The organism is Streptomyces sp. RKAG293, assembly GCF_023701745.1.
Lineage (GTDB): Bacteria > Actinomycetota > Actinomycetes > Streptomycetales > Streptomycetaceae > Actinacidiphila.
This window is the reverse complement of sequence record NZ_JAJOZB010000002.1, coordinates 85007-109299: the sequence shown is the minus strand read 5'-3', so window position 1 is coordinate 109299 and position 24293 is coordinate 85007. Positions and strand designations below refer to the sequence as shown.

The following is a 24293-nucleotide window of genomic DNA, read 5'->3' as shown; positions in this document are numbered from 1 at the left end:
GTTCTGGGCCGGCTACAACGCCCCCTGCGAGCATGGCGTACCGAACCCCGTGGACTGCCCAGACTGCCGGCTCGCCCCAGAGGAGATCGAACACCTCGTGGCCATGCACCGGCCGTATCTCCGGCTGGCGGCCGCCGACGAAACACCGGACGCGTTCAGTCGTCATCGGACCGGAAGCAGGTGAACAGCCCAGAGCCCCCGCCGGGCGGCGCTGTCGCGCCGGGCCGGCGACGTCGTCCTGGTCGCGGGTGCCCATGGGCCTATCGTCCGGCGGGCGGGCGGGCGGGTCCAGGGCGCACAGAGACGCGTCGCACGCCCCCACCTCACACCCTCACTACGTCATGGTTCGGCGCGTCTAGCTGGGAAAACAGTTGATGGGTGCTCCGCCTGGTCCCTGAAACGGAGTTCCCCCCGCCCCTGCGGAGGAAGCGGCGCATGCTGTGCGCGTGATGGAAACAGTGATCGGTGCTTTGGTCGGCGGGGCGGTTGCGCTGCCGGGTGTGTGGTTGGGGTTCTGGCTTTCGCGACGCCAGCAGCGCATCGATGCGGTCCAGGCAGAACGTGAACGCCGGCTGATGCAGATGCAGCAGCTGGTCGTGGCGGCCGCGGAGTTGATCACAGCGCGGAAGATCTACCAGGTGACCTGGATGAGCCGGACCACGCGATGGCGGATGGGGGGCATGGCCGCGATCGAGTTCTGGTCCGCTTGGCAGGCACGGGAGAGTACGTGGAACGCTGCGGTCGTGGCGCTCGCCCGTCGGCGCGGGTGGTGCACGACTGGAACCGGCGCAGCGTGGAAGAGGCGGCAACGCTGGCCCCGCACATGGCCAGGGTCGCCGCGGCCGGGCTCCCGCTGGGCATGGCGGACGACCCGGCACTTGCCGAGGCCGCGCAGAAGCTGATGGACGCCTGCTTGGAGGACCACGGCGAATCGGCGATCACCGAGGCCGTGGCCGGTCTCCGGGCGGTGTTCTACGGGACAGCCACCCCAGCCCTGGCCCTGCCGCCGGCCAACTGAGGCAATCGACCCGCAGCGCTGCGGCAGCATGCACCTGGGCGGCCGGGCCTACGAGGGGTCCGGGGGTTCGATGAACGGCAGGGATACGGCAGCCAGTTTGGTCTGCATGTTGATGTCGCTGGTGGCGACGTACCACGCGGATCCGGGGTGCTGGGACAGCAGGAGCAGGGTGGAGGCGATGAACCGGTCGTCCGGGACGTCCAGGTCGAGCCAGTCCGGCAGCGCCTCGGACTTGGGCTCGATGTACTCGAAGACGGCGTGGACGTCGCCGGCGACCCGCACGCCCACGGTGATGTCGCCGTTGGTGCGCAGTCCCTTCAGGCGCCGGTCGGCCTTCTTGGCCGCCTCGCGCAGGGCGTCGTTGCGGCCGGTGCGCTTTTGCTCGTCGATCTCGCGCAGCACGACCGGCAGCAGGTGGGCCATGTAGCGCGGCCCGATCTGGCCGGTGTAGGCGGCGAGGTCGGGATTGTCGATCAGGGCGTTGGTGTCGACGGTCAGGCGCACCGGCCACGGGTCCGTCGGCAGGAGATCGCTCAGGCTCCGCAACTGCTGCACCGTCGCCTGCAGGAGCTGCACCGCCTGCGGCATCTGTTGTGGGACGGACCAGTCGCTCCACGTCCCTTCGCGCAGCAGCCAGCGCTCCAGATGCTCGATGCCCTCTTTGAGTTTCGTCGCTGCTTCGGGCGTCGGGTGCGGGAACAGCAGCCGGAAGCGGGGCTCCCAGCCCCGCAGGCGGCGCAGCAGGTCCATCCTGCAGGTCTCCAGCGCGGGACTGCTGGGTCCCCATCCCCAGTTCGCGGCGGTCAGGATGTACATGCCGCTGCCTGGTTTGTTCGGGTTGACGTACTGGATCTCGGAGGATTCCAGCACGGTGAGGTAGTCCTGCTCGATCGCGTCGAGCTGCTCCAGCAGGCGCTGTTGGTAGGTCGGCGGGAGGGGCTTCTTCTGCGGCATCCACCGATGATGGCCCAGTCCACTGACATACCTGGACGGCTGCACAGCCCACGTACAATGCAAAACGCCCCGCCCCCTGACAGTTCGAGTGCCAGGGGGCGGGGCGTTGTCACCAGGTGGCTATCCGAGCCAGGTGATGGTCAGGACGGACAGGCGGCGCAGCGGCCGGTTCACCCAATAGGTGAGGGACAGCTGGCCGACGGACGCATGGCGCACGTCCTGGCCCTCGGGGTCGTCGGCGTTGAACTGCCGGAACCCCCAGGGGTCGGTGGCGGCGGCGTCCAGGACGTCCCACACGGTGTCTTCTGCGTGCTCGGGCAGGACGTTGAGGACCTTGGCGGCCGGAGCGGAGAAGCGGACCGCGTACGGCTGTCCGCTCACCGGCGCCTGCCGCGGAGCTCCGCCATGTCGATGAAGTCGCTGTCGTCGTAGCCGGAGGCGACGAACGCGTCGACCGCCGGAGCGGAGGCGATCAGGCCCTGCCACTCCTGGACGACCTCGTACAGCTTGGCGAGGGAGAACGTGCGGCGCGATTCCTCGAGGGCGGCCGCCCACTGCCCCTCGAAGGCCGGCACCCACCGGTCCGCGCGCCGGTCGGTGCGCAGCTGGGCGAGGAGTTCGGCCGGCGCCCCGGGCGCGGGCGCGGGGGCGGTGACGGGGGCGTGGTCGGGTTGCGCGCTCATCTGGTCCTCCCGGCGGGTCGTCACCTCACGGTACGCGCGCCGGGTGGCCGTGGATGGGGGCATGGGTGAGATCCCTTCTACAGGGAGAGAGCCAGGACGTAGGCGCGTTGGCGCGTCTGGTCGTCCTGCTGGTCCCAGGTCCCGGCGATGTGCTCCAGGAGATCGGCAGCCGCGTTGAGCGTCACGCCGGCGGGGTCGCTGGTGAGGTGGGCGCGGAGCTGGCCGACAGCGTGGAGGATGTCGGCGACCGCGACGGGCGGTTCTTCAGGGACGCCGTGGTGGGGAGGCAGGCCGACGGTCAGTTTCAGCGTGTACTCGTTGCCGGTACGGGTGCGGGCGGTGATGGTGTCGAGCTTTTCCGGGCCGAAGCCGTCCCTGGCGAGTTCCGCGTGGACGAAGTGAGGGTGGTTGCCGATCGCGGCGGCGACAGCGTCCCAGGTGTAGGCCACCGTCTGCGGGTCGTCGGCACACGGTTCCTCGCCGGTCAGGGCCAGGGCGAAGCCGGTGCCGTGGTCGTCGGTGAACCAGATCGTCTCCTCGCCGGGTTCCGCGGCGGTGACGCTGCGGATGTGCGGGCTGGCGCGCAGCGCATCAGCGATGCGGACGACGTCGTGGTCGGCGTCGATTAACGGGCTCTTGTCGTGGTCGATGGGCGGCAATGCGGCGGTCATGGTTTCTCTTTCCGTGGTCGGGCTGCGCGCTGATCGGGTTCTACCGGGTGCGCAGGGTGCGGGCGACGGCCTGGGCGTGCTCGCGCAGCGGGAGGTCCTGCTTGTCCCAGGTGGCGGCCACGTAGTTGAGGAGTTCGGCCGTGGCGCGCTCCGCATCGCTCGGGTCGCTGGCGAGCAGCTTGTCGGCGGCGAGGGCGACGTCGACGGCCGGGGTGGACAGGTCTTCCGGGGCGAGGAGGTTGCCGCGGTCGACGTCCAGGACCAGGAGGTGGCGCACCTGGTTGCGGGTCTGGATAGTGATGGTGTCCTCGCGCGGCGAGTCCGCATTCGCGATGACGAAGCCGGGGTGGTTGAGGATCGCTGCGGCGATGGCCTCGGTGAGCACCGGCTCGGGCAGCAGGTCGTCGTCGGTGGGCTCCGGGTCCTTGAAGGTCAGCTTGTAGTTGATGCCGGCCTCGGTGGTGAACCACACCGTGTCGCCGCTGGCGTCAGCGTCGGCGGCGGTGAAGTGTGGGCTGCGGCGCAGCGCGTCGGCGACGCGGACAGGGTCGTGGTCGGCGTCGGGAAGCGGGCTCTTGTCGCGGTCGATGGGCGGGTGAGCCGAAGCACGATAGTTGTCACCTTCAGGACGGGGCGAGCTGGCCGTTTGGGCCTCGTGAAGCAAGCTGGTTGTCACCAATGAGGCATTCTGCTTGTCACCAACGGCCATTTTGCAGCCTTTCTGTCACCAGTATCGAAGACCGGGGGCCGCCGACGGTCCGTGACGCTTCCATGAGGTCATGGCTGAAGCACGCGCTGAGCTCGGCAGGGTAGTCCAGTCGGCTGCTCGAGGGCCTCTGTGGTCCCATCGTTGCAGGTGGGATGACCTTCTCGTCGCGGTGTCCGTCGACGCGGGCAGGCCCGGCTTGGACCTGGGTGAGGGCTGGCCCTGTGAGTGGTCGGTGACGTGGCAGAGCGGCCGGGAGCACATGTCCTGCTCCGTACGGGACCTCGTGCAGTCGCCGATGATGGACAGCGATCCGATCCGCTGGTTTTCCTGGTGGCGAGGGCAGCATCATCGTCCGGGGCTTCAGTTCATGGTCAGCAGTGAGCATCATCGCGGGACGGAGAGCTTGGAAGAGGCCCGGCTGCTGCTCGCTCTGGACTTCGCCGGAGACTTGGTCCACGTCGTCTCGCAGCCGCTGGTACTGGGCTTCATCGCCGCTGGAAAGCGCAGGAATCACACGCCGGATTTCCTCGTAGTGACGCGTTCGGGCGTCTGGCTTATCGACGTGCGTCCCGAAGGATTGATCAAAGAGGCGGACCAGGAGTCCTTCGCTGCGGCGGCCGAGGTCGCCGTCGCTTGCGGCTGGCAGTACATGGTGGCGGCTCGATGGCGGGAGCACACAGGGCCGGCCTTGGACGCGTTCTCCTCGAGGCGACGTATCCGGACCGATCCGCTGAGGCTGCGGCCTGCTCTGCTCGTCCAGGCTGAACGGGGCTTGACCTTCGGTGAACTTGCCGCGTCGACGAGCTGTGAGCCGGTGGCCCGGGCCCAACTGCTGCACCTGCTCTGGCTCCGGCAGTTGGGGGTGGACCTCACTGAGCCGCTGGAGGATCGCTCGCCCGTGCTCCTGGCCGCGGAGGCGGGGCGATGAACGCGGCGGCGGTGCTGGATCTTTCGCCCGGGGCCGGGCTGGTGCTGGACGGCGCGGAGTGGATCGTTGCGCAACGTGAGCCGCACCTGGGGCGGGTGCAGTTGGTCGGAGCCGACGGCACACGGCAGCGGGTGAGTTTCCGGTTCCTGGCCAACCATCCGGGCTGTCGGTCGTCCTCACGGACATCTGCGGGCGGGGCCGACCGTGGCCGTCAGGCCAAGACGGTGAAGGATCTGAAGAAGGGCAGGCCGGAGCTCACCGAGCTCAGGCTGGCCCACCTGCAGGAGGTGGCCACCGGGTTCCGCGGCGGCGATCCGCTGACGCCAGGGCCGGGAGAGCCGAAGCCCGAGTACGACCCGGGCACCACGACGCTGACGAGCCGTCGCCTGGCCAAGGTGGCCGAGCTGCTGGCCCTGGACCGGCAGCAGGCAAGACTGCTGGGTCTGGACGCCGTCGGCTATCGCACCTTGATCCGGTGGGAGAACGCGCGCAGGCGGTTCGGGCTGATCGGCTGCGCGGACGACCGCTGGCTGCGGGAGGGCGGGGGCGATCCGAAGGTCAGCGAGGAGGTCCGAGAAGCGGTCTTCGCGGTCCGTGACGAGACCCTGCGCGGGGCGAAGGTGTCTATGCGGACGAAGGACCGCATGATCCGACAGTACGTCCGCGAGACCTTCGGCCCGGAGACGAAGGTGCCGAGCTACGACACGCTCCGCCGGGCCTGGCGGGCATGGTTCGGCCCCGGCGGTGCCCGGCAGCGTTATGCCCGGTCGGCGGAACTGCCGATGAAGAACGGGCATGTGGTGATCCACCGGCCGGGTCAGGTCGTCGCCCTGGACACCACGATCCTGCCTGTCATGGTCCGCGAGGGCGTGTTCGGCGATCCGGTGAAGGTGCACCTCACGCTGGCTCTGGATGTCTACACACACTCGCTGATCGCGTTCCGGCTCACACTCGTGTCCGATACGTCGGTGGACGTCGCGATGCTGCTGCGGGACGTGATGATGCCGCTGCCCATGCGGGCGGACTGGGGCGACGAGCTGGAGTGGCCCTACCCCGGGATCCCGGCCGCGGTCATCGCCGAGTTCGCCGGGCACAAGGTCGCCGGCCTGCCGTTCTTCACCCCGGAGACCGTGACCACCGACCACGGCTCTGTCTACCGCAACCATCACCTGGTGGAAGTCCAGCGGGTGATCGGCTGCAACGTCCTGCCGGCCCGGGTCATGCGCCCTACCGACAAGGCCGCCTGCGAACGGGCGTTCGGCGTCATCAGGCAACTGCTGTTCGAGCAGCTGACGGGCTACACCGGAGTCGACACCGCCGACCGCGGGGCCGACCCGGCCGCCGACGCGGTACTGACCGTCGACGAGATGGAACATCTGATCGCCACGTGGATCGTGTCCGTTTGGCAGACGCGGAAACTGGGCGAGTACGCGCCGAGCTGGGACCCGAACGGGTCCCACAGCCCGAACTCCCTGTTCGCGGCCTCGTTCGCGCAGACGGGGTTCGCGATGGACATCCCCTCGCCGGAGCTGTTCTACGAGTTGCTGCCGGTCCACTACGTGCGCATCCACGCCCGACGCGGGGTGAAGATCCGCGGACTTTGGTACGACGACGAGAAGGTCCTGCACGACTACCGCGGCAACCGGTCAACGCGCGGAGGAAAACACAAAGGCCAGTGGGTCATCCGGCGCGACCCCCGGGACAGGCGCCACGTCTACTTCCAGGACCCGATCACCCACGACTGGCATCCTCTGACCTGGACGGGCATGCCGCCGGTCGGGCAGATGCCGGCCTTCGGCGACGCGCGCGTTCGCGAACTCCTGCGGAAGGCCGCGGCCGGCGGCATGAGGCCGAAGTCCGACACCGAACTCATGCCCGTCCTGCTGGAGTTGATCGGATCACGGATCCCGGTCAGCCAGTGGCCGACCCAGATGAAGAAATCGCAGCGGACCGAGCACGCGCGCGAGGTCGCCCAGGCCAAGGCCGCCGCCGCCGACCGCCCGGCCGCGAGGCCCGAAGCACCGGAGGAAACGGCGGGGCAGGAGGAGATGACGGCGGCAGTGCTGCAGTGGCCGCGGCGGGCCCAGCAGACCCAGGACGCCGTCGACAGCGAACGCCGCCGCCGACGGGAGGCGGCCGTCAGCTCTGTCCCCAAGCCGCCGCCCCGGCTGGGGGCGAGCTTCCGCGAACGCAACGTGTTCCTGCTGCCCGAGGACGACGAGGAAGAGGAACACCGTGGTGGACCGGCCAGCGCCAGATGAGAACCCGATCATCCAGTTCCTACGGGTCGGCCCGCCGCCGGACCGCACCAGATGGGAAGGGTGGCAGCAGTGGCGGGAAGCACGCGGAACGTTCATCCCGGCATCGCGCCTGTCGCTTCAGGAGTACGAGGCGCTGAGCCCCAGGCGCCGGGCCCTGCATAACCTGCACCGGACCGCGACGCACGTGAACATGCGTCTCCAGGAGACGCCGATGAGTGTGAGGGTCGCCGACCTGATGCGCGGGCGGCTGCAGAACAACGCGGTGAAGTTCATGCCCGGCACCCGCGACGGCCTGATGGTCAACGGCGGGGGTTTCCAGGGGAAGACCGAGACCGCGTGCGACGCGGCCGCCTCCTTCGAGGATCTGTGGCGGGACGTCCACCGCCAGCTCCTGCCCGGACAGACCCCGGGAACCCGCGACCTGTTCGTGCCCGTCGCCTACTGCCGTCTGCCGGTACGCGCGGCGCCGAAGGCATTGTGCAAAACGATCCTGGACGTCTACGGAGACCCCCACCCCAACACCCTGGACGACCTGATCCGGGCGGTCCGGGACGCGATCAGAGATCACAACACCACCGCTTTGCTGATCGACGACGTGACGAGACTGCGGCTCCACCGCGAGGACGACCAGGACACCCTGGACCTGATCCGCGAACTGATGGATCTCAACGTCACACTCGTACTGATCGGCGTCGACATCCCGCGATCGGGCCTGCTGCGGAGTGCCTACGTCGACCCGCGCACCAAACAATGGGTCTTCCCCGAGGTCAAACAGGGCAGGAGCCACAACGACGCCGCCTCCACCCAGACCGAGCGCCGCTTCGACCTGGTCGACCTCGACCCGTTCGACTACTCCACCCCCGCGGGCATCACCGCGTTCCTGGACCACCTCGCCGGGATCGAGGACCAGCTCAGGCTGTTCCGCTCCTTCGAGGGCATGCTCACCACCGGAGCGATGCCGGAGTACCTGTTCCGCCGCACGCGCGGCATCGTCGGCCTGCTGCGACGGCTGATCGAAGACGGCTGCACGGAAGCGATCACCAACGGCGAGGAACAGCTGACCCCGGAACTTCTCGCCCGGACCTCCATCCACCTCGGTGACCTCGCCGACCTCGACCCGGACGCCGGGGAAATCCCCGAGATCCCCCAGAACGTCCGCCCTCCCCAGGAGAAGAAGACCAGCAGGAAGAAGCCACGGAACACGGTCTTCGACGACCATGGCGAAAGGCCGGCCGCCGATGGCTGAGGCGCCCGAGGAAACCGACGTCCGGGAGCTCGGCCGGAGCCTGGAACCCCTTCCCGGAGAGTCCCTGTCCGGGTTCGTGCTCCGCCTCTCCCACCGCCTGCGGGTCTCCCCAGACCGGATCCTCCGCCGCACCGGCCTGGCCGACATCCAGAACAACACCCAGGCCATGGCCAAGGCTGCCTGGTCAACCCAACTGCCCATGACCAAGGCCGCCGACTTCGCCTCCGCGACCCGCCTCACCGCTGTCGAGACCACCGCGCTAACCCTGGCCCCTCTCGCCTCCCACTACCCGCCGATCGCCCGGACCCTGGAATACCTCCGGCTCGGCCAACGAGTTCCTCAGCTGGACGGGCTGTTCGCGGCCACAGTCCGTTACTGCCCCGCCTGCCTGGCCGGCGACGGCTCCCCCGTCCAGGACCTGCACGGGGGCCCCTGGCAACGCGCCTGGCGACTACCGGTGGTCTTCGCCTGCCTGCGGCACCAGCGCTTCCTCGAACACCTCTGCCCCACCTGCCACGAGCCCGTCGGCACCCGCAACTACGGCCACCTGGTCGCCCGGCCCACCATCACCGGCCTCCACCCCGCCCAGTGCCGCCACCCACACCCCGAGGCCCAACGCCGGCCCAGGACTTGGGATGCCCTCTGCCAGGGCCGGCTCGACCAGATCGAGGCCAGTGCCGCGGACCGCCCCGATCCCGGACTCTTCACACTCCAGAAGAAGATCACCGCAATGCTCGCTCCCGGGCACTCCGCGGAAATAGCCAGCCAGTACTTCACCGAACTGCAACTGGTCGCCGCGCTGATCATCATCACCTGGCCCCGGGCAAGACCGGCACCTACCAGCACCGCGGTGACGGCCGCCGACCAGCACGTCGCCGGACATCACGCTCCTGATGCCCGGCAACTCTCCAACGCCCCACCCACCGACCCCCGGGCCTGCGCGGCCTTCCTCCACGCCGCCGACATCCTCCTGAGTGCCGACGACCTGCGCGCCGCGCTCGCACCGCTGGCGCCAGTCGAGAACCGCACCCGCACCGGCATCCCTCCCATCCGGCACCATTCCTGGGACCGGGCGTTCAAGATCCACCGCGAAGAATGCTCCGAGCGGTTCCAGCGCGTCGGCGAAACACTCGTCTTCAACTTCCGCCGCACCAAACCAGGCGGCCAAAGGATCCCGCTGAGTCGTATCGGTTACGGCCCCGAGCACGTCCCCGCGTTGCTCCCCCAGGAGTGGGCCGACCGACACCTGAGCGCCTTCACCGGCATCAGCACCCGTCTCCTACGACGCACTGCCTCCACCTACCTCGTCCGACGCGCCCAGGGGCGCGGCCTCAACGAAGCCGCGCAGTTCCTCGGCATCAGCGCCAGTGACAAGCTGATCGGATTCGGGACCTTGCTCGGCAACTGGATCCGCGCCCAGGACAACCTGCATGCCTTCGATATGGCCATCGACGCGATCGCCGCCGACCTGGAGTCGTCCCCTCTCATCAACTATCAGCGCCGCCGTGAGGCCCTCGCCAGCTGGACGCTCGAGCCCAATGTCTGGCAGCGCATGGTCGACAAGTTGGAGATCAGGCCCGGAAACCGGGCCGTCTCCGACGACCGGAAGAGACTCGCCGTCTCCGCCCACATCTGGGCCCGGGTCACTCAAGGCGAGTACTACCTCTCTCCCTGTCCAGCCGACATCGCGGAAGACCCAGCAGCACGACACCTCTGGATGCGGCAGCGCACTACGGTCGGCAATTGGCTCCGACGCAGCGAGGACCACCCCTACTACCGTCAGCTCAAGCGCCTCCTCGACGACCACGCTGACCTTCTCGCCCAAGCCATCGACGCGCCTCGCCGAACAGATCAGCGATCATAGGTCCATGACGATGTGGATCCAGACCCACTGCACTCAGGACGACATCTGGACCTACCTGGAGCTCGACGACGAAGGGTGGGCGAGGCGGCAAGTCGACCTGCAAGGGGCGGCTCGATTGCCGGTCACGGCAGCCGCTCTCACTGAAGTCCTCGCGCTCAGGGACCACGCCGATCCCACCGCAATGTCCGCCTACGAGCGGCGCTACGGCGTCCTAGCCGAGGGCTCTCTGGACGGCTGGCAGGACGCCGAAGACGCCGCTGAGATCACGGCAGAGACCTTCGAACTGATCTGGATCGCCGCCAGGCAGCACCTCGACGCAGCACCCATAGGCGAGGTCACCGCGTGACCCGCGACGACCTCGCCGCGATGCTCAACGCGCAGACCTCAGCCTGCCCACCGGCGCGCGACGCCTTGCTCAGCGGCGGCACCTTCATCGTCTGGGACGGCCTGGTCCCCGCCAATCAGCTCGCACACACATACCGGACCCGACTCCGCCTCACCCAAAAGCGCGGCCAACCGACACTGGCCCTCGCCGCCACCGTCGACCGCCTCCAACAGGCAGGAGAAGAGCCCCTCCGCATCGGCCGCATCGACGCGGCAGAGACGTCATGGACGTTCATGCTCTTCCTCAACGATGCCGCCACAGCAGTACTGGCCTGCACCGGCGTTGCCACTCCCAGGACCCAGGAAGAGCCAGACGCCGACGCGAAGTGACAACAAGCCTGCCTTTGTGACAACTATCGTGCTTCGGCTCAGCGGGAATTCAGCGGTCATGATTTCGTTCCTATTCAGAAATCCAGATCCAGGTAATCGATGTCATTCAGGGTTACGTCCGAGAGTCCCATGGCGCGGCCTCCGCCGTCCTGGAAATAGACTTCCTTAAACCCTTCGGCGATGATCCCACGCATGTCCTGGTCGCTGGCCCCTGTGTCGCGGGCGTCGAAGAGGCGTTGCGCGTACGCGGCGGGAAGACGGACGGTGAGGCGGCGGAAGCGGCCGTCGTCGGTCGATCCGGCGGACGACGCGTAGCCGAACCGGGCCCGGGTCTCCACGGTGATCCCGCTGGCGGCGGCCTGCTGGCGCCGGCGCTTGCGTACTTGAGGCTGCCATCGCTGCCGTACGGCGTTGTCGATCTTCGCGGCGATGTCCTTGGGCGGGTTCTTCCTCGCGCCGCGCCGGTAGCGGTTGACGGAGTCGGCGGTGATGCCGAGCTCAGCCGCCACCGCCTTCGCGGTCCCCAACTGCTTGAGCAGGTAGTTGATACGGGCCGTAAGCGTCTTGGGCGGCTGACGGGTGAATGCCTCGCGGTCGGCGCGCTCGATGGCGTCCTCGATATCGCCCATGGCCTACTCCCCTTCGTCCAGGACGGCGTCGCCGCCCTTGATGTGGCGGGCCGGGTTCAGGCCCTTCTCCATCAGTTCGACCGCCCACAGCATCGACTGCACACCCTCCAGCTTCGCCAGGCCTGGCGTGGCCCCCAGGCGGAACCCGCCGGGCTGCGGCTTGCCCGAAGCGGCGTAGGGGAGGAAGTCCAGCGGGCTGTCGCCGGGGCTGGGGTAGACGACGCAGTCGGAGAGCACGGCGAGCGGGTACAGGCCGGTCATCTTGACCATGTTGTTGAGCTTGCGGTGCATGTTGACCCGGGCCTTGCTGATGACCGCGGCCCGGATGTCCGGGCGCCAGGTCGGCCGCTGCAGGGCCGGCCACGGCTCGCCCTCCTTGTAGGACTTGCCCTGGGGGCGCTCGCGGAGCTTGCCGACGCCGCCCTTCACGGTCGCCTTGATGGCGGCGAGCACGGCGGCCAGGGCCGGGTCGTTCTGCTTGTGCTGCTCCATCGCGGCCAGGAACGCCGCGTCGTCCAGGTCCTTGGTGACGCCGAGGTCGGCGAGGGTGTCGACGTACGCGGTCTTGAGGCGGTCGTGCCACGGGTCCAGGTACGCGCCGGTCTCGCGGCGCAGGTACGCCTCGATCGGGTGCACGTCGTGCCCGAGCTCCTGGGCGTAGGCGACGGTGTGCGTCTGGTACCAGGCGGGTCCCGTCGGACGCGTGCCGTCCGGCGTGAACGGTGACGGCAGGCGCGGGTCCAGGTCGATGCCGCTGAGGTCGACCAGCCAGCTGCCGGGGATCTTCGGGTTGAACGTCGGGGCGGTGAAATGGTCCGGCGCGGACAGGCCCACGGTGAGGCGGGCCGCGGCCGCGAGGAACGCGGTGTTGAGGTCCAGGCCGACCGCGTACGGCAGCAGGCACTCCTCATCGGAGAGCGAGTCCACCGACCGCACCCACTGGTACGCCTCCTCATTGAGGAACCCGCCGCTCCAACCGGAGTTCACGACGACGGGGTGCTCGGGGGTCGCTTCCGGCGGCGCCGGGTCCATCGGTTCTGTGCCGAGCGAGCCCTGGTTGTAGCCGGACACCCAGTTCCCGGTCGCCGGGTCCTGGACAGCCTTCGTTGGCGGGCGCAGCGCGGTCATCAGCTCCAAGCCGGAGACGGCAGTGCTGCCGCGCGGGGTGATGACGCGCTGGGCGTACACGCCCAGGACGCGGGCGACGTCGGCCGGCTCCATCTCGGCGACACCGGGCCAGGACCGCTCATCGAGGGCGTCCCACGACAGGATCGCCAGCTGCACGCACTGCCGCTCACGGCCCTGCGCCTTGCGGTAGATCCGCGCCCACGGACCGAACCCGCGCTGGGTGAGCTGCCACTTCGCCTTCACCACCTGCTTGACCACCGGGTGGTCCTCAGGGAGGCGCAGGTTACGGCGCTGCTCGTGGCCCTCCAGGCGCTCCGGCAGCCCGAGCTTCACCGCGGCCGCGGCCGTGAGCACGATCAGAGGGTCGGAGTCCTTGCCGTGCCGGTTGAGCTTCGCGGCACCCAGGCCGGACTCCTTGAGGGTCCACTCCACCAGTTCCGGGATCGTGGTCGCCGGGCAGTCCAGCACGATCCCGTCGACTCCGTACGCGGAGCCGTCACCGTCCAGCACGGCGAGCGGGCCGTGCGGGAAGCGCGGGTCCAGCGCAGCCTTGGCGGCCTTCTTAGCGGCCGGGCGGCGCGACGACACAACCGGACGGGCAGGACGCACCGGCTGCGCATCGGCGGGAGGGTCGGGTTCGGCCAGGTCCGCCTCGACGGTGGGCACGGCAGTGAACGTCTCCGGCACCGGGGCGGGCGGCGGCGCGGCCACGGGGGCCTGGACGGGCGCGGCGGGAGTTCCGTGGGCGGGGAACTTCGCGGCCCATCCGTTCAGCAGCCGCTGGTACGCCGAAAGCCGCGGTTCCTTGGGCTCGCTCCTGCCGTTCTCGTAGTTCTTCACCGTCTGCGTCGTGGTCTTGAGCGCAGTCGCGAGACGCGCCTGCGTGATGCCAGCCGCCTCCCGCAGGCGGGCGCGCTCCGTCGGGGGCGGGAGCTGTGGCTCCTCCTGCAGCAACGCGTCGATGTTCGCGTACAGCTCTTCCTCGGTGGGCATGGAGAGCCTCCTTTCGTACCTCACCCTAACAGTGCTTACCCTAAAATTTAACCCATTCCTTTAACCCTTTCTGATGATTCTGGGAGGCGGCAGGGTTACAGGAGGGCGCGGGGGGTCATCCGCGGGCTGTCCCGTGTCATCGAACCTTGAGTGTTGTCACCGAAGGTTGAGCGACCAGCACTTGCCCCGGCGAAGTTTGAACAATGCCGGCACCCCGCAGCCTGATGGAGGCGGGCGTCACAGGGCGCTGCCGACCGTGGAGGGGGACGGGTGATCAATCAGTTATCGACCCTGATCGGCGTCGCATTGGGCGCGGTGTTGTCGTATTTGGTAGGGATGCTGAACGAGCGCACGCGCTGGCGGAGGGAGCAGGGAGCGCGGTGGGACGGGCTACTTCTGCAGGCGTATAGCGACTACGGCCAGTCGATCAAAGCGTGCGTCGTTACGTACCAGCGGCTTGCTGCTCATCAAGGCATGGCTGCGGACTCCACCTCTGTCGAGCCTGGGGACGATGCGCTTGACCAAGCCGCGAAGGCGGAAGAGCGGCGAGCGGCCATGACCGAGCCTCTGCGCTTGCTCGCAGATCCCGCGACAGCCGCTGCCGTCCGTGAGCTGAACGATGCTGTTTGGCATCTGGAGTGGATGGCGCGGGGACTTCTGGCCGGAGAAGCGGCTGCTTGGGACCAGGCATACACCACATACAGGGTTGCCCGGCAAAGCTTCTACGACAAAGCGCGGGCGAGCCTGCAGGTCCCGGGGGGAGCCATCCCCGAGCGCACGAGTTGGCCGTCGTCTTGGCGACCGAGTAGCTGATCACCCTGCCACTCAATCTTGGATGACAACGCTCAAGGTTCGATGACACAGGACACGGGCCCTTGATTCGTCTCATCGCGAGCTCGGCGTTGAAGTCGCGGAGGCAGGGAGAGAGACAGCGCCAGATGATCTTTACCGATTGGATCGCGTAGCCACCTCTCCCTGGAAGAATCCCGGCATGGCACGTACTCCCCGACCGCGACCGGCTGGCTGTGGACACGGGAACGGGAGTCGTTTGTTGACGACTTCGGGAGTCACTTCGCGTGCTGCCGCGATGGTCAATGTCCATGAGTTCGGGAGTCACTCATGGCGGTCGGATGCACCAGGCAGGTGCCCAGTGAGGTCTCTTCGATACGGACCGGGTGCCACTCTGCTGCCCGTCTACTCCTCCACGCCGGGGCGAGCCGCCCCGCTGTCGGCGGATGCGTGGCGGGAGATCCATCTGCTGCACGAGGTTCCCCGCCCTGTCCGCTGCGCGGCTGACCTCAGCCTGTCCTCCGGCAGCGGCCGGAGGACAGGCCACGTCACGCCGGGCTGGAGGAGCCGCTCCAGCGAGCGTACGTGTAGCCAAGGGAGCGGGTGTCGAGGGTGGAGGCGACGGTGACGCCGAAGGGGCGCAGAAGTGTGCTCGTCGAACCCTGGTAGGTGTTGGCGAGGCTGGGGTTGCGTGCTTGCCATTCGGCCCAGAGGAGGTCGATGAAGGCGTGGTGGACCCAGTCCAGGGGGTCGTTGGTGGAGTACATCTGGCTCATGTCGCCGCCGATGTTCACGTGGACGCTCGCGTGTGGACTGCCTTCGATCGCCCGGCGGAATTGGTCGTAGCTCGTCCTGTTCGTGTTCAGGAGGTTCTCGATCATCCCGGGGCTGTACCAGGATCCGATCGTGGAGCCGCCGTTGAACTGGCGTTGCAGGCAGCGCTGGTTCGGGATCCTGACCTGCCAGCCGGCGAAGGCCCCGCTGGTCACGCACCGGTTGCTCCCGGCGCCGTTGCCGCCGAAGTAGGCGGAGCTGAAGATGACTGATCTCTCCGGTGCCTGGGAGTCGCGGGACCAGTCCCAGTAGGGCAGGACGACAGTCGGGTCGATCTTCTGGAGGGCGGCCTCGAAGAGGCGCAGGTATTCGCGGTGCCAGGGCAGGAAGGCCGGCACCCCGTGACCGGCGGTCTGGTTGTTGTAGTGGACGGCGACGAACTGGTTGTACTGGTTGTTGACCGCGTTGTTGTTCTTGAGTGTCTTGACCGCGTTGAAGAACCGCGTCCGCTGGCCGTCGGAAAGTTGGCGGATCTCCGGACGCGTCACCACCTCCGCGGCCGGCACCGCGGCCGCCAACCGCGTGCCGAAGGTCGCCGCCCCCGCCACCCCGGCCGCCCCGGCGGCGGCCATCCAGCCCAACATCCTGCGCCGGCTGACTCCTGGTCCTGCCATGTCGATCACTGCCTCTCGGTCGTGTGTCCTGCCAACGACGCGAAAGCGGCGAGGCAACGACACCGCTTCCGCGCTAGGCGTCGTGATCGTTCTCACCGATGACCGCCGTACCCAGTACCGAGGCCGCACGAAGCCCGGGATGACTGCCTCCCGTTCTCGTGAACACCGTCAATTCGCGCGAGCGTGCGACTTCCAATGTCGTGTCGAAACGACGTCGCTACTCGCGTACAAAGCCAACCGGCGGACGAAGCGCAGGTCCGCCTCACCCCTCAAGACCTCGAGAAGCTCAAGGCCGTAGTGCTCGACGCGAACGCCTACGGCCACGCACGGCCCGACCTCGACCAACTCGGCCGCTGGGCTCAGCGCCTCGCCGGGATGGGTGTCGAGACCTGGGTGCCAGAACCCGTTGCCTGGGAGTGGGCGGAACACTTAGCCCGTGACTGGCAGGTTCTGAAGGGCGCGACCAGTAACGAACGAAAGCGGTTGCAGAGCGCGGGCCTCGAAGTGCCAGCGCCGACCGGATACGCCACTCGCGACGAAGTGATCGCGGCGGTGTTGGAGAACCTCGCCAAGATCCCCAACGTGAAGGTCATCGAGCTCACCGGCCGCAGTGCGCTCGAGGGGTTGAAGGACCAGGTTCTCCTCCGCCCCCCAGCGAAGCTCAAGGGGGCGGAAGACCTCGCCAAGGCCACCAAGACGGGCGCGAGCGACAGCGCCTGGCTCCGCGACGTCCTCGACCTCGCTGACCCAGGGGAGGTCCTCATCGTCACCAGCGACGGCGACGTTCGTGCAGCGTTCGAGGCGTGGGAGAAGCCCGTACCCAATCTGCGGACCTTGGCCGAGCTGCGTCCGACGCTGTTCGACCTCAGCGTGGACGACGGGCACGCGCGCTCCGCGATCATCCGCTACCTGACCGCGCGTCTTCCCGCCGATCAGCAGGACGAGGATGCGCTCGACATCGGACGCATCGTGGGGCTGGAAGCGGCCTTCACCAACACGCTAGAGGAGGAAGACACCGGGCTCGGCAGCCCCAGCAGCTACGGTGCCTCCGTGACGGGCCTCGTCGCGCTGGCCGGCATCGGGGTCGTCCGGGTAGAAGCGGGCGAGAGCGCAGAACAGGTGCCATCCGACCGGAGGCCCAGACCCACCGATCCCGGCACGGCGCACCGGAAGACCGCCGACGCGATGGTGTTCTTCCTGGCGACCGGCGAGGCAACCATCCAGAGGCTGCTCCACGGCGGCGACCCCGAGGTAGCGCTCTTTTCGATCAGCAACGTCCTGGTGCGCGCCAACCTCACCTTCCAGTTCGCTGATGGGGTCGTCACCTCCATGTCGGCTGACACCGACGCCACCGCCATGCTCCTTGAGCGGGCTTTCGACGAGATCGACGAAGCGGAAACTGATCTCATCGACGCCCTGAACATGGTCCCCGGTATCGCGCTGGAGAAAGGAGCTCTCGAGGACCGACAGCGGTTCAACATCCCGGGAACGAGCGCTCACGTCGTCTTGACCCACGACGGCGAGAACTGGACTGCGGAGATCGACCTCTGGCACGGCGACGGCGAGGAGACCTTTGTCGGCACGATCGGCGTGGAGTGCGAGTACAACGCCGACACCTGGTGGGGCGGCAGCCGGGACGGCTTCCAGGGTCCCAACGCCTACCCCGTGGCCGTACACGGCGATGAACTGCACGAACCCCACGGCATCTGGTCCATTCCGGCCTGGCTGCTCGAACACATCGCCTGGCCCAGGTTCCCGGTGCTCGCCACGGAGACGCAGCCAGCAACGACAGACGACGAACCCACCGACACTTGAGCGGACGGATGGCTGTCACTGTACTGGCGTCCACGCCACCGCCAGTCGCGGTCGATTGACTTGATGGCCAATCGAACTTCGTTGAGACGGGGACAGCCCTGGCGCGCGGCGGGTCGGCCGCCGCGCAGTGAGCTCAGGGCCGGACCGAGACGGACGCGGCGGACTGCGCGGGCAGCCAACCGCGTCTGCGCAACGTGGCCTGGCGGGTATGGCACCACGCAGAGCACCAGGAGCGCGCCACCCCGACAGGAAGGGGCCGGGCACACACGTGGCAGTGGCCAGCCGGGATGACGGCGGCGAGTTCTTCCACGAGCCGGTCAGCGGCTGGGTTGTCACCGAAGACGTGAGGGTCGGCGTCGGCCTGGCAGCCTGCCAGCAGGTCGGCGAAGACCCTGCGCAGTTCCTGGAGCTCGCGGCGGCGAGCTCCGAGCAGATCGAGGTAGTCCTCAACGGGCCAGCTCACCAGGCGAGCGCTACGGGTGAGGTAGAGGCCGACGGTGTCGATGCGATAGCGATCGGCGGTGTCGAGCAGCAGATAGCCGAGCAGCTGCCAGACGGTCTGCTGGGGCAAGTTGTGGGGGCGGGAGGCACTCTTGAAGTCCAGCAGCAGCCCGTCGACCAGGAGGTCGGCGTCGGCGCTGATCCGAGCACCGGGAAACGTCGGGCCGCCGCGGCAGTCGGCCGGCGCACTGGCCTGGCGCAGGAAGTCCAGAGGGCCACCGGCGGCGTGGTGGACCTGGTCGACGACGTCGTCCACCAGCACCTGGACGGGAAGCTGCAGGAGCCGAGCCAGGGTGAAAGCCGCGGGATCCTCGCGGGCGGCTTCGTACAGCGGGGTGAAGGTGAAGCCGTACCAGTTGCGGTAGGCGACGGCGAACCAGGCGGCCGCGAGCAGCATCCGGGCCAAATACTGCTCTTCGTCGTGCGCGCGCTCGAGGTCTTGCCGGCGGTCGTCGAGGGACAGGGCGTGCACGGTCGCTTCCAGGTGTTCCACCAGTTCGGCGCCGACCGCGCCCATGCGGTCGCCGGCCAGAGTGTCCGACATCGTGGCGGCGACGGCGATGCCGTCCAGGCTGGCGTCGTCGACCGGGGCGGCCGCGGTGAAGGCCAGGCGCAGTCGCTGGTCGATCGCCGTACCGATGGTGCCGGCCTCGCCGCCGATCCCCGGCGGCGGCATCAGCACGCGGTCGGGCACGTGCCGGGCGCGGAAGTCCGCGCGCAACGGCTTGGGGCCGGCGGACAGTTCACGGTCCAGGAAACGGCGCAGCGGGGTGCGGGGGCTCTTCAGCCCGGACGTCAGGCTCATACTTCACCACCCAACCCAAGGCGGCACGTTGGCCGGCGAGCTCGGGCCTGCGCGCAGAACGGGGACAGGGGCAGTTCTCTGCAGTGCGGTCATGCCCGCACGGTAGGAGCGGCCACTGACAACCCATTCACCCGATCGGGTGACTCGATCAAGGTTCGCGTTCTCGCTGACGGGGACGGTTCACCCCGGTGAGCTGGGCTTTTCCTTCGCACGAATGTCCCAGTAAACGCGGTAAACGAAGTGGGTCAGCGAACCTCTGGCGGTTCATCCCCGCAGCCCGTTGACTGGTTGGCAGCCGCAACCGGGCACCACGGTCGGTAGCGCGTTCCCCAGGGAGGCGGTGTCGGCCACGGCGGCGGGTGACGGTCCGGGCATGCGAAGGGGCGGACCCCTGTAGAGGGCCCGCCCCTGATGTCCCGCGGGGCTAACGCGGAACGCACAACTGGGTGTCCAGACAAGACTCCCCCGGTGCCGGCCAGCCGTAGCGCGAGACGGCACCGTCCTCCATTAGGCCCGGCTACGCGTCTCTTTGCAACATGATGTTTCATGTTTCGGGCCGTTTGTGCAGGTCAGGGGGCGCCACCGCTCTTCAAGGGAAATCACGAATCCCACTATGTGCTAGGTCCGATGCCCAGCGTTTCATGATTCGCGGCATTTCCGCAGGTCAGGGACATTCCTGCGCACTTCATACAGCTACCGAGGTGTAACAGAAGGTGATCATCGTCTAGCTTGTCGGCAGCGCGATGAGCGGTGCACCTCCGATGTGGGCTAAGCACCGGATCCGCCCCTCGCTCCAGACAAGACCAGATGCTGTTGATCAAGGAGAAAGCGTGAACAGCCGTAGCAACCCGAGCGGACTCGGCCTGCTCATAGCAACTGTCGTACTCTTCGGCGGCCTGGCCGTCGTCCTGTACGCGATGGGTCTGAGCGAGGTGGCGGTCGTCCCCACCATTGGTGCGGTGGCCGCGGCCGCCGTCGCCGTCCAGCGGACCTTCAGCGGCCCGGCCGCGCCGGCCCGCAACGACGCGCCGCTGCCCGACCCGCTGGAGCGCAGCGCGAGCGCCGAGGACGCGCAGAGCGCCGAGGGCACGATCACGAGCCAGGAGAACGCCGCATGACGCTCTCCGAGCAACAGCCCAGCACAACGACGCTCGGACCGATCGTCGACGGACTGGGCCCCAGGAACTACGAGTTCGTGGCGTACCTGCGCCTCGTCTACGACAGGAACAAGGCCCGCGGCCACTTCACCGGCCTGCGCGAACTGCAAGAGCGGTCCACCGCCACGATGCATCTGACGGTGCCGGTGATCAGTCGCATCCTGTCCGGCGCCCGCTTTGCGTACTACAGCGAGACCTGCCACCTGTGGGAGCTCTTCACCGGCAAGCCGGCGACCAGGAAGCTGGAGAACCTGTGGCGTCGGGCGGCCGCCGAACGCGGCAACCCCAAGAAGGACATCGACGGACAGATCCGCAAGATGTCCGAGAAGACCACCGGCCTCATGCCGTGCATCGTCGGCGGCAGGGTCCGCATCATCGGCAGTGCCACGGGTTCCCGCCGGACCCCCGCCATCATCATGGCGACCGCATCGGCGATTCTGGTGATCGTCGCCTTCGTGATCCGCCAACCCTGGATCGCAGGAGTCGCCGGTGCCCAGGTTGTCGCCACCGCGACGCTACTGGGCTGGATGATCCGGGCGCAGCGGCTGAGCGATGTCATCGCGACAGGAGTCGCGGGGCTACGGCTTCTGGTGGATTACTTCTTGGCAGGACTATGGCTTCTGGTGGATTACTTCTTGGGAGGTGGCGGTGAACGCCCCCTGCGGTACCGGAGAAGTGAACGCCACTTGCAGAACCGGAATCGAGACGACGCGGACTGACGCCCCCGGTGCATCATGACCGTGCCCCTTCCCGACGGTTACCGGGAAGGGGCACGGTCATACGGCTGCGGCGGGATCTGCTGCCGCTCCACCGCGGGCTGCCAGCATCCGCCTTGCCGCGGAAGACGTACACCGCGTCCCCGGGTCTGCCGGCACCCTTTCCACACCCCACGGCCCTGCCCGGCATCGTGCGCCGGCGGGGCCGTGTGTTCGTGAGATGGGATGTCCGCCACTCAGCGCCGTGGGTGGCGGCTCCCGGCTAGCGGGTCTGCCACCAGTGCAGGAGCACCAGGAAGAGCCCGGTGGTCATGGCCCTGGCGCTTGCCCGGGTCGCCTCGTCGGCCGCGGCTCGCGTGAGGCGGTGACCGCGGATGCGAGCACAGAGGGACACTTTCGGCTTCTCAGAGCCGACAGGCGGTCCCTCAAGGAAGGCAGGATGAGGACGCTGACACTGGCAACGCTTACCCTCGGAATCGTGGTTACCCACTATGGACCTCCAGGTTCGTCGATCGGGTACTGCGAAGGCGGCCTCCTGTTACGAGCAGGGGGCCGCCGCCGTTTCCGGTGCGGCCCGCAAGGCCTGCGCACCATTCTGCTCTCCGTGTACGACAACCCACGTCCATCACACCGCTTCTGCGTGCTGCTTCCGAGAGATCACCCCGCGAAAGTGCCCCGCATTATGCAAAACGCCCTGACACCTTGAGAACCCCTGGTCAGCGCGCTGTCACTGCATCCGGAAGCCCTTGCTAGGATTGCCAAATCGTGTGATGCAGATCACTTATTGCGCTAAGTAATTGTCTCGCTACGGCAATGAGCCCGCAGTCTCGACATTCCTCCACGATGTGCGAAGGGCAGGGGTCTGCAGCTTCCGCTGTGCCGCTGAACTGCGAAAACGCAGCAAACGGAGTCCTCCACCTGCGGCAGACAGTGATTGAGCTCGCGAAAGACGTTCTCCATCACGAACTCGTCGACCATGTGGAACTTGTCGCGCCCGAGGGCGTCCTTGACGTCGCGCATCGAGTCCATGACCCAGTCAGCCAACGCCTGAATCTGACGCCTTCCGCACGTAGGCCGTCGGCCCTCAGGCACGCCGACGGAGCGGGGCGGCCACGAACCGCTCTACCGCAGGGGGGCCGAACAAGCAGCCCCCGCGAAGGGCCGGCTCGGCCAACAAGGGGCCGGGCCGGTAGAGCCGGCCTTCCTCATCGCGGCTCCCTGGCTACGGGCCCATCGGGCTGCCGGAGGCCTTCCGCCGCGTCGCACACGTCGCAGCCCACCCCGGCTGTCGACGCCAACAGCGCACGCGCCCGCTCCAGGGTCAGCTCAGTCTCGCCCGGAAGCCAGCAACCGCCGCGGTGTATCTCCCACGTCTCGCCGTCGGCGAGATGCCGTCGGTTGGCCCGCCAGCCGGCAGCCGGCGGCGGCCAGCCACCCGACGGCGACGAGTCCGGGGCGGCCGCAGGCTCCGGGACCGACGGCGACAACTCGTACCACCAGGTCCCATCCGGAGCCTGCCGACGCCGGCCGACCACGCATTCTCGGACCTCACCGCCCGGCAGGTGCACCACCGCCACCGGCCGGCCGTCCCGCGGAGCCTGCACCTTACCCATGCATCGAATAATAGTTCGAATATCGTCATTCCGGGTACCTTCGCCGTCACCCTGTCCCATCGCACGCGCGCCCGGTTCCCCACGATGTCAGGGCCGCCGCGTAGCCTGCCTCCATGCCTGACCTGCCCGAACCGTCTCCGGACCTCATTGCGCTTCAGCGCGCGTACGACCGTGCCCACGCGGCGGCTTCCGCCTATGCGGATGCCGTGGCCGCCGAGCGGCGCGCCCTGCACCCCGACCCGGACACGGGGTGGGACCCCAAGCAGGCGGCCCTACGCAACGCCTGGCCGGCGGAGCAGGCCGACCAACTCACCCGGCTCCAAGCCGAACGTCTGACTGCCCTCAAAGCGCTGACTGGGCACCCGGAGGTAGCTGCCGCAAGGTACAGCGGCACGATGAAATCGCTTCGCGCGCGCCTCCAGGATCTCGCCGAGGACCGCTGACCACAGTCCTTCGGCGCCGACGGTCAGGCGCTGCGCTTGCGGGCGGCGCTCTTCTTCGCCGCCGTCTTCTTGGCAGCCGCGGTGGACTTTTTGCCCTCGTCGGTCTTGGGCGTGCCGTGTGTACGGGTGTGGGCGGTCGACGTCGATGCGTGGCTGGCGGTGGTCTTCTTCGCTGCCGCCTTCTTCGCCGTGATCTTCTTCGCGTGCGCTTTCTTGGCGGTCTTCTTCGCCGGGGCGATGTCGTGGACGGTGGCGTCCTCGTCGTGGCCGCGGTTCTTCCTCGCCTGGGCGAGGCTTTCCTCGAGGGCCTGCATGAGGTCGACGACCTTGCCGGGCTGCGGGGCCTTGGCCGGGGTGAGGTTGGCGCCTTCGACCTTGGCGTGCACCAGGTCGGCCACCGCCGCGGTGTACCGGTCCTCGTACGCGTCCAGGTCCGCCTCGCCCAGGGCCTCGATCAGCGCGATCGCCGCCTCGATCTCCCGCTCCGCGAGCTCCACCGTGCGCGTCGGCGCCGCCTCGGCAGGGGACTTCATCTCGTCCGGCCAGTGCAGGGTGTGGGCGATCAACACGTCCTCGTACGCGTAGATCAGAACCAGCTGCTCCTTGTTGTGCAGCGCCACCTTCCCGACAGCAGCCTTCCCCGACCGGGCGAGGGCTTGGCGCATCAGCACGTAAGGCTTGTCCCCACCGGAGCTGGGCTGCAGCACGTACGGGGCGTTGTACTGCGTGGCCGGGACGCCGGCCATGTCGAGGAACCCGCTGATCTCGATCGTCTTCGCGGTCGGCAGCGGCATCGCGGCGAGCTCGTCGTCGGTGATCTCCACCAGCGTCCCGTCCGGCGTCTCGTAGGCACGGCCGATCTCTTCCGGTTCGAGAACCTGCTCGTCCAGCTCACACTTCTTGCGATGCCGCACCGGGCCGTGGTCCGCCTTGTGCATCTGCCGGAACGGAATCTTGTGGCTACTGACCGTCGATCCCAGGCGCACCGGGATGGAGACCAAGCCGAAGCTCACCGTCCCGGACCACAGCGGCTTCATCGCACGAATCCCATGCCTGAGCTGGTCATATTCCGACGCTACGACCGACCCCGTAACCCCGCGACCGCAGCGAACCGGTGACACGGCCCTCGTGACGGGGTGTTCGTGGCATAGGTCGACGCGACGACGCGGTTGCCTGCCGGCCTCATAGCGCCGGGCGCCCGCTCGATC

The 24293-nt window shown here is 68.2% G+C and carries 25 protein-coding genes; 13 read left to right on the top strand and 12 right to left on the bottom strand.

All coding sequences use genetic code 11. The features are described from left to right. A partial coding sequence (locus tag LNW72_RS40775) for a hypothetical protein (protein ID WP_250980611.1) occupies positions 1–184 on the top strand: 184 nt, incomplete at its 5' end. Positions 185–727: 543 nt separating this feature from the next. After that, positions 728–1018 (top strand): hypothetical protein, encoded by a 291-nt coding sequence (locus LNW72_RS40770; RefSeq protein WP_250980610.1) that lies wholly within the window; start codon positions 728–730, stop codon positions 1016–1018. 48 nt (positions 1019–1066) lie between these two features. Here LNW72_RS40770 and LNW72_RS40765 read toward each other — a convergent pair whose 3' ends face one another. The 5 genes from LNW72_RS40765 to LNW72_RS40745 form a co-directional block, all read right to left on the bottom strand. Beyond that, on the bottom strand, positions 1067–1972 hold the full coding sequence (locus tag LNW72_RS40765) for a PIN domain-containing protein (protein WP_250980609.1): 906 nt from the start codon (positions 1970–1972) through the stop codon (positions 1067–1069). Between the two features lie 120 nt (positions 1973–2092). After that, positions 2093–2353 carry a hypothetical protein gene (locus tag LNW72_RS40760; RefSeq protein ID WP_250980608.1) on the bottom strand — a complete coding sequence of 87 codons (261 nt, stop codon included), beginning with the start codon at positions 2351–2353 and terminating at the stop codon, positions 2093–2095. Then, positions 2350–2655: a DUF6247 family protein gene (locus LNW72_RS40755; RefSeq protein WP_250980613.1), complete on the bottom strand. Its 306-nt coding sequence runs from the start codon at positions 2653–2655 to the stop codon at positions 2350–2352. The genes LNW72_RS40760 and LNW72_RS40755 overlap by 4 nt, the downstream gene beginning before the upstream one ends. Positions 2656–2732: 77 nt before the next feature. Next, positions 2733–3326, bottom strand: a complete 594-nt coding sequence (locus LNW72_RS40750) for a hypothetical protein (protein ID WP_250980607.1) — start codon at positions 3324–3326, stop codon at positions 2733–2735. A gap of 40 nt (positions 3327–3366) precedes the next feature. After that, entirely contained in the window at positions 3367–4005 is a 639-nt protein-coding gene (locus tag LNW72_RS40745; protein ID WP_250980606.1) for a hypothetical protein, read from the bottom strand. A gap of 199 nt (positions 4006–4204) precedes the next feature. On the opposite strand from LNW72_RS40745, the gene LNW72_RS40740 reads away from it, so the two are divergent. From LNW72_RS40740 to LNW72_RS40715, 6 genes are all read left to right on the top strand, one after another. Continuing rightward, positions 4205–4963 (top strand): TnsA-like heteromeric transposase endonuclease subunit, encoded by a 759-nt coding sequence (locus LNW72_RS40740; protein ID WP_250980605.1) that lies wholly within the window; start codon positions 4205–4207, stop codon positions 4961–4963. Continuing rightward, complete coding sequence (locus LNW72_RS40735; RefSeq protein ID WP_250980604.1) at positions 4960–7224, top strand: transposase; 2265 nt, start codon at positions 4960–4962, stop codon at positions 7222–7224. The genes LNW72_RS40740 and LNW72_RS40735 overlap by 4 nt, the downstream gene beginning before the upstream one ends. A gap of 211 nt (positions 7225–7435) precedes the next feature. Then, on the top strand, positions 7436–8470 hold the full coding sequence (locus tag LNW72_RS40730) for an AAA family ATPase (RefSeq protein ID WP_250980603.1): 1035 nt from the start codon (positions 7436–7438) through the stop codon (positions 8468–8470). Next, a complete protein-coding gene (locus tag LNW72_RS40725; RefSeq protein ID WP_250980602.1) occupies positions 8463–10334 on the top strand; it encodes a TniQ family protein in 1872 nt (623 codons plus the stop codon). The genes LNW72_RS40730 and LNW72_RS40725 overlap by 8 nt, the downstream gene beginning before the upstream one ends. 4 nt (positions 10335–10338) lie before the next feature. Next, on the top strand, positions 10339–10680 hold the full coding sequence (locus LNW72_RS40720) for a hypothetical protein (RefSeq protein WP_250980601.1): 342 nt from the start codon (positions 10339–10341) through the stop codon (positions 10678–10680). Further along, the gene (locus LNW72_RS40715; protein WP_250980600.1) at positions 10677–11048 is read left to right on the top strand and encodes a hypothetical protein; all 372 of its coding nucleotides are present in this window, start codon (positions 10677–10679) and stop codon (positions 11046–11048) included. Before LNW72_RS40720 ends, LNW72_RS40715 begins: the two co-directional genes overlap by 4 nt. Before the next feature lie 74 nt (positions 11049–11122). Here the strand turns inward: LNW72_RS40715 and LNW72_RS40710 are convergent, their stop codons facing one another. Both LNW72_RS40710 and LNW72_RS40705 read right to left on the bottom strand, forming a co-directional pair. Next, positions 11123–11677: an XRE family transcriptional regulator gene (locus LNW72_RS40710; RefSeq protein ID WP_250980599.1), complete on the bottom strand. Its 555-nt coding sequence runs from the start codon at positions 11675–11677 to the stop codon at positions 11123–11125. Positions 11678–11680: 3 nt separating this feature from the next. Further along, on the bottom strand, positions 11681–13798 hold the full coding sequence (locus LNW72_RS40705; protein WP_250980598.1) for a helix-turn-helix transcriptional regulator: 2118 nt from the start codon (positions 13796–13798) through the stop codon (positions 11681–11683). A 270-nt stretch (positions 13799–14068) separates the two neighbouring features. Between LNW72_RS40705 and LNW72_RS40700 the strand changes: the two genes are divergently transcribed. After that, positions 14069–14611, top strand: a complete 543-nt coding sequence (locus LNW72_RS40700; protein WP_250980597.1) for a hypothetical protein — start codon at positions 14069–14071, stop codon at positions 14609–14611. A gap of 524 nt (positions 14612–15135) precedes the next feature. Here the strand turns inward: LNW72_RS40700 and LNW72_RS40695 are convergent. Next, positions 15136–16035, bottom strand: coding sequence for a tyrosinase family protein (locus LNW72_RS40695; protein WP_250980596.1), 900 nt, complete (start codon positions 16033–16035; stop codon positions 15136–15138). A gap of 297 nt (positions 16036–16332) precedes the next feature. Here LNW72_RS40695 and LNW72_RS40690 point away from each other — a divergent pair, with 297 nt between their 5' ends. Beyond that, positions 16333–17850 (top strand): hypothetical protein, encoded by a 1518-nt coding sequence (locus LNW72_RS40690; RefSeq protein WP_250980595.1) that lies wholly within the window; start codon positions 16333–16335, stop codon positions 17848–17850. Positions 17851–17983: 133 nt separating this feature from the next. Here LNW72_RS40690 and LNW72_RS40685 read toward each other — a convergent pair whose 3' ends face one another. Beyond that, positions 17984–19156 (bottom strand): hypothetical protein, encoded by a 1173-nt coding sequence (locus LNW72_RS40685; RefSeq protein ID WP_250980594.1) that lies wholly within the window; start codon positions 19154–19156, stop codon positions 17984–17986. Positions 19157–19986: 830 nt separating this feature from the next. On the opposite strand from LNW72_RS40685, the gene LNW72_RS40680 reads away from it, so the two are divergent. Together LNW72_RS40680 and LNW72_RS40675 are read left to right on the top strand one after the other, a co-directional pair. After that, positions 19987–20274, top strand: a complete 288-nt coding sequence (locus LNW72_RS40680; RefSeq protein ID WP_250980593.1) for a hypothetical protein — start codon at positions 19987–19989, stop codon at positions 20272–20274. Beyond that, entirely contained in the window at positions 20271–21032 is a 762-nt protein-coding gene (locus LNW72_RS40675) for a hypothetical protein (RefSeq protein ID WP_250980592.1), read from the top strand. Before LNW72_RS40680 ends, LNW72_RS40675 begins: the two co-directional genes overlap by 4 nt. Positions 21033–21291: 259 nt before the next feature. Here the strand turns inward: LNW72_RS40675 and LNW72_RS41490 are convergent, their stop codons facing one another. Both LNW72_RS41490 and LNW72_RS42225 read right to left on the bottom strand, forming a co-directional pair. Continuing rightward, a complete protein-coding gene (locus LNW72_RS41490) occupies positions 21292–21423 on the bottom strand; it encodes a hypothetical protein (RefSeq protein WP_285371200.1) in 132 nt (43 codons plus the stop codon). 811 nt (positions 21424–22234) lie between these two features. Beyond that, entirely contained in the window at positions 22235–22642 is a 408-nt protein-coding gene (locus LNW72_RS42225) for a DUF6233 domain-containing protein (RefSeq protein WP_374117452.1), read from the bottom strand. Positions 22643–22755: 113 nt separating this feature from the next. Here LNW72_RS42225 and LNW72_RS40670 point away from each other — a divergent pair, with 113 nt between their 5' ends. Further along, on the top strand, positions 22756–23085 hold the full coding sequence (locus LNW72_RS40670; protein ID WP_250980591.1) for a hypothetical protein: 330 nt from the start codon (positions 22756–22758) through the stop codon (positions 23083–23085). Between the two features lie 23 nt (positions 23086–23108). Here LNW72_RS40670 and LNW72_RS40665 read toward each other — a convergent pair whose 3' ends face one another. Next, entirely contained in the window at positions 23109–24122 is a 1014-nt protein-coding gene (locus tag LNW72_RS40665) for a Ku protein (RefSeq protein WP_250980590.1), read from the bottom strand. Positions 24123–24293: the final 171 nt, after the last annotated feature.

Excerpts from the sequence above, each read along its gene's own strand:
- LNW72_RS40765 (WP_250980609.1), bottom strand. The coding sequence starts at position 1,972 with ATGCCGCAGAAGAAGCCCCTCCCGCCGACCTACCAACAGCGCCTGCTG.
- LNW72_RS40755 (WP_250980613.1), bottom strand. The coding sequence starts at position 2,655 with ATGAGCGCGCAACCCGACCACGCCCCCGTCACCGCCCCCGCGCCCGCG.
- LNW72_RS40750 (WP_250980607.1), bottom strand. The coding sequence starts at position 3,326 with ATGACCGCCGCATTGCCGCCCATCGACCACGACAAGAGCCCGTTAATC.
- LNW72_RS40735 (WP_250980604.1), top strand. The coding sequence starts at position 4,960 with ATGAACGCGGCGGCGGTGCTGGATCTTTCGCCCGGGGCCGGGCTGGTG.
- LNW72_RS40730 (WP_250980603.1), top strand. The coding sequence starts at position 7,436 with ATGAGTGTGAGGGTCGCCGACCTGATGCGCGGGCGGCTGCAGAACAAC.
- LNW72_RS40725 (WP_250980602.1), top strand. The coding sequence starts at position 8,463 with ATGGCTGAGGCGCCCGAGGAAACCGACGTCCGGGAGCTCGGCCGGAGC.
- LNW72_RS40720 (WP_250980601.1), top strand. The coding sequence starts at position 10,339 with ATGACGATGTGGATCCAGACCCACTGCACTCAGGACGACATCTGGACC.
- LNW72_RS40710 (WP_250980599.1), bottom strand. The coding sequence starts at position 11,677 with ATGGGCGATATCGAGGACGCCATCGAGCGCGCCGACCGCGAGGCATTC.
- LNW72_RS40705 (WP_250980598.1), bottom strand. The coding sequence starts at position 13,798 with ATGCCCACCGAGGAAGAGCTGTACGCGAACATCGACGCGTTGCTGCAG.
- LNW72_RS40695 (WP_250980596.1), bottom strand. The coding sequence starts at position 16,035 with ATGGCAGGACCAGGAGTCAGCCGGCGCAGGATGTTGGGCTGGATGGCC.
- LNW72_RS40685 (WP_250980594.1), bottom strand. The coding sequence starts at position 19,156 with ATGAGCCTGACGTCCGGGCTGAAGAGCCCCCGCACCCCGCTGCGCCGT.
- LNW72_RS40675 (WP_250980592.1), top strand. The coding sequence starts at position 20,271 with ATGACGCTCTCCGAGCAACAGCCCAGCACAACGACGCTCGGACCGATC.
- LNW72_RS42225 (WP_374117452.1), bottom strand. The coding sequence starts at position 22,642 with ATGGGTAAGGTGCAGGCTCCGCGGGACGGCCGGCCGGTGGCGGTGGTG.
- LNW72_RS40670 (WP_250980591.1), top strand. The coding sequence starts at position 22,756 with ATGCCTGACCTGCCCGAACCGTCTCCGGACCTCATTGCGCTTCAGCGC.
- LNW72_RS40665 (WP_250980590.1), bottom strand. The coding sequence starts at position 24,122 with ATGAAGCCGCTGTGGTCCGGGACGGTGAGCTTCGGCTTGGTCTCCATC.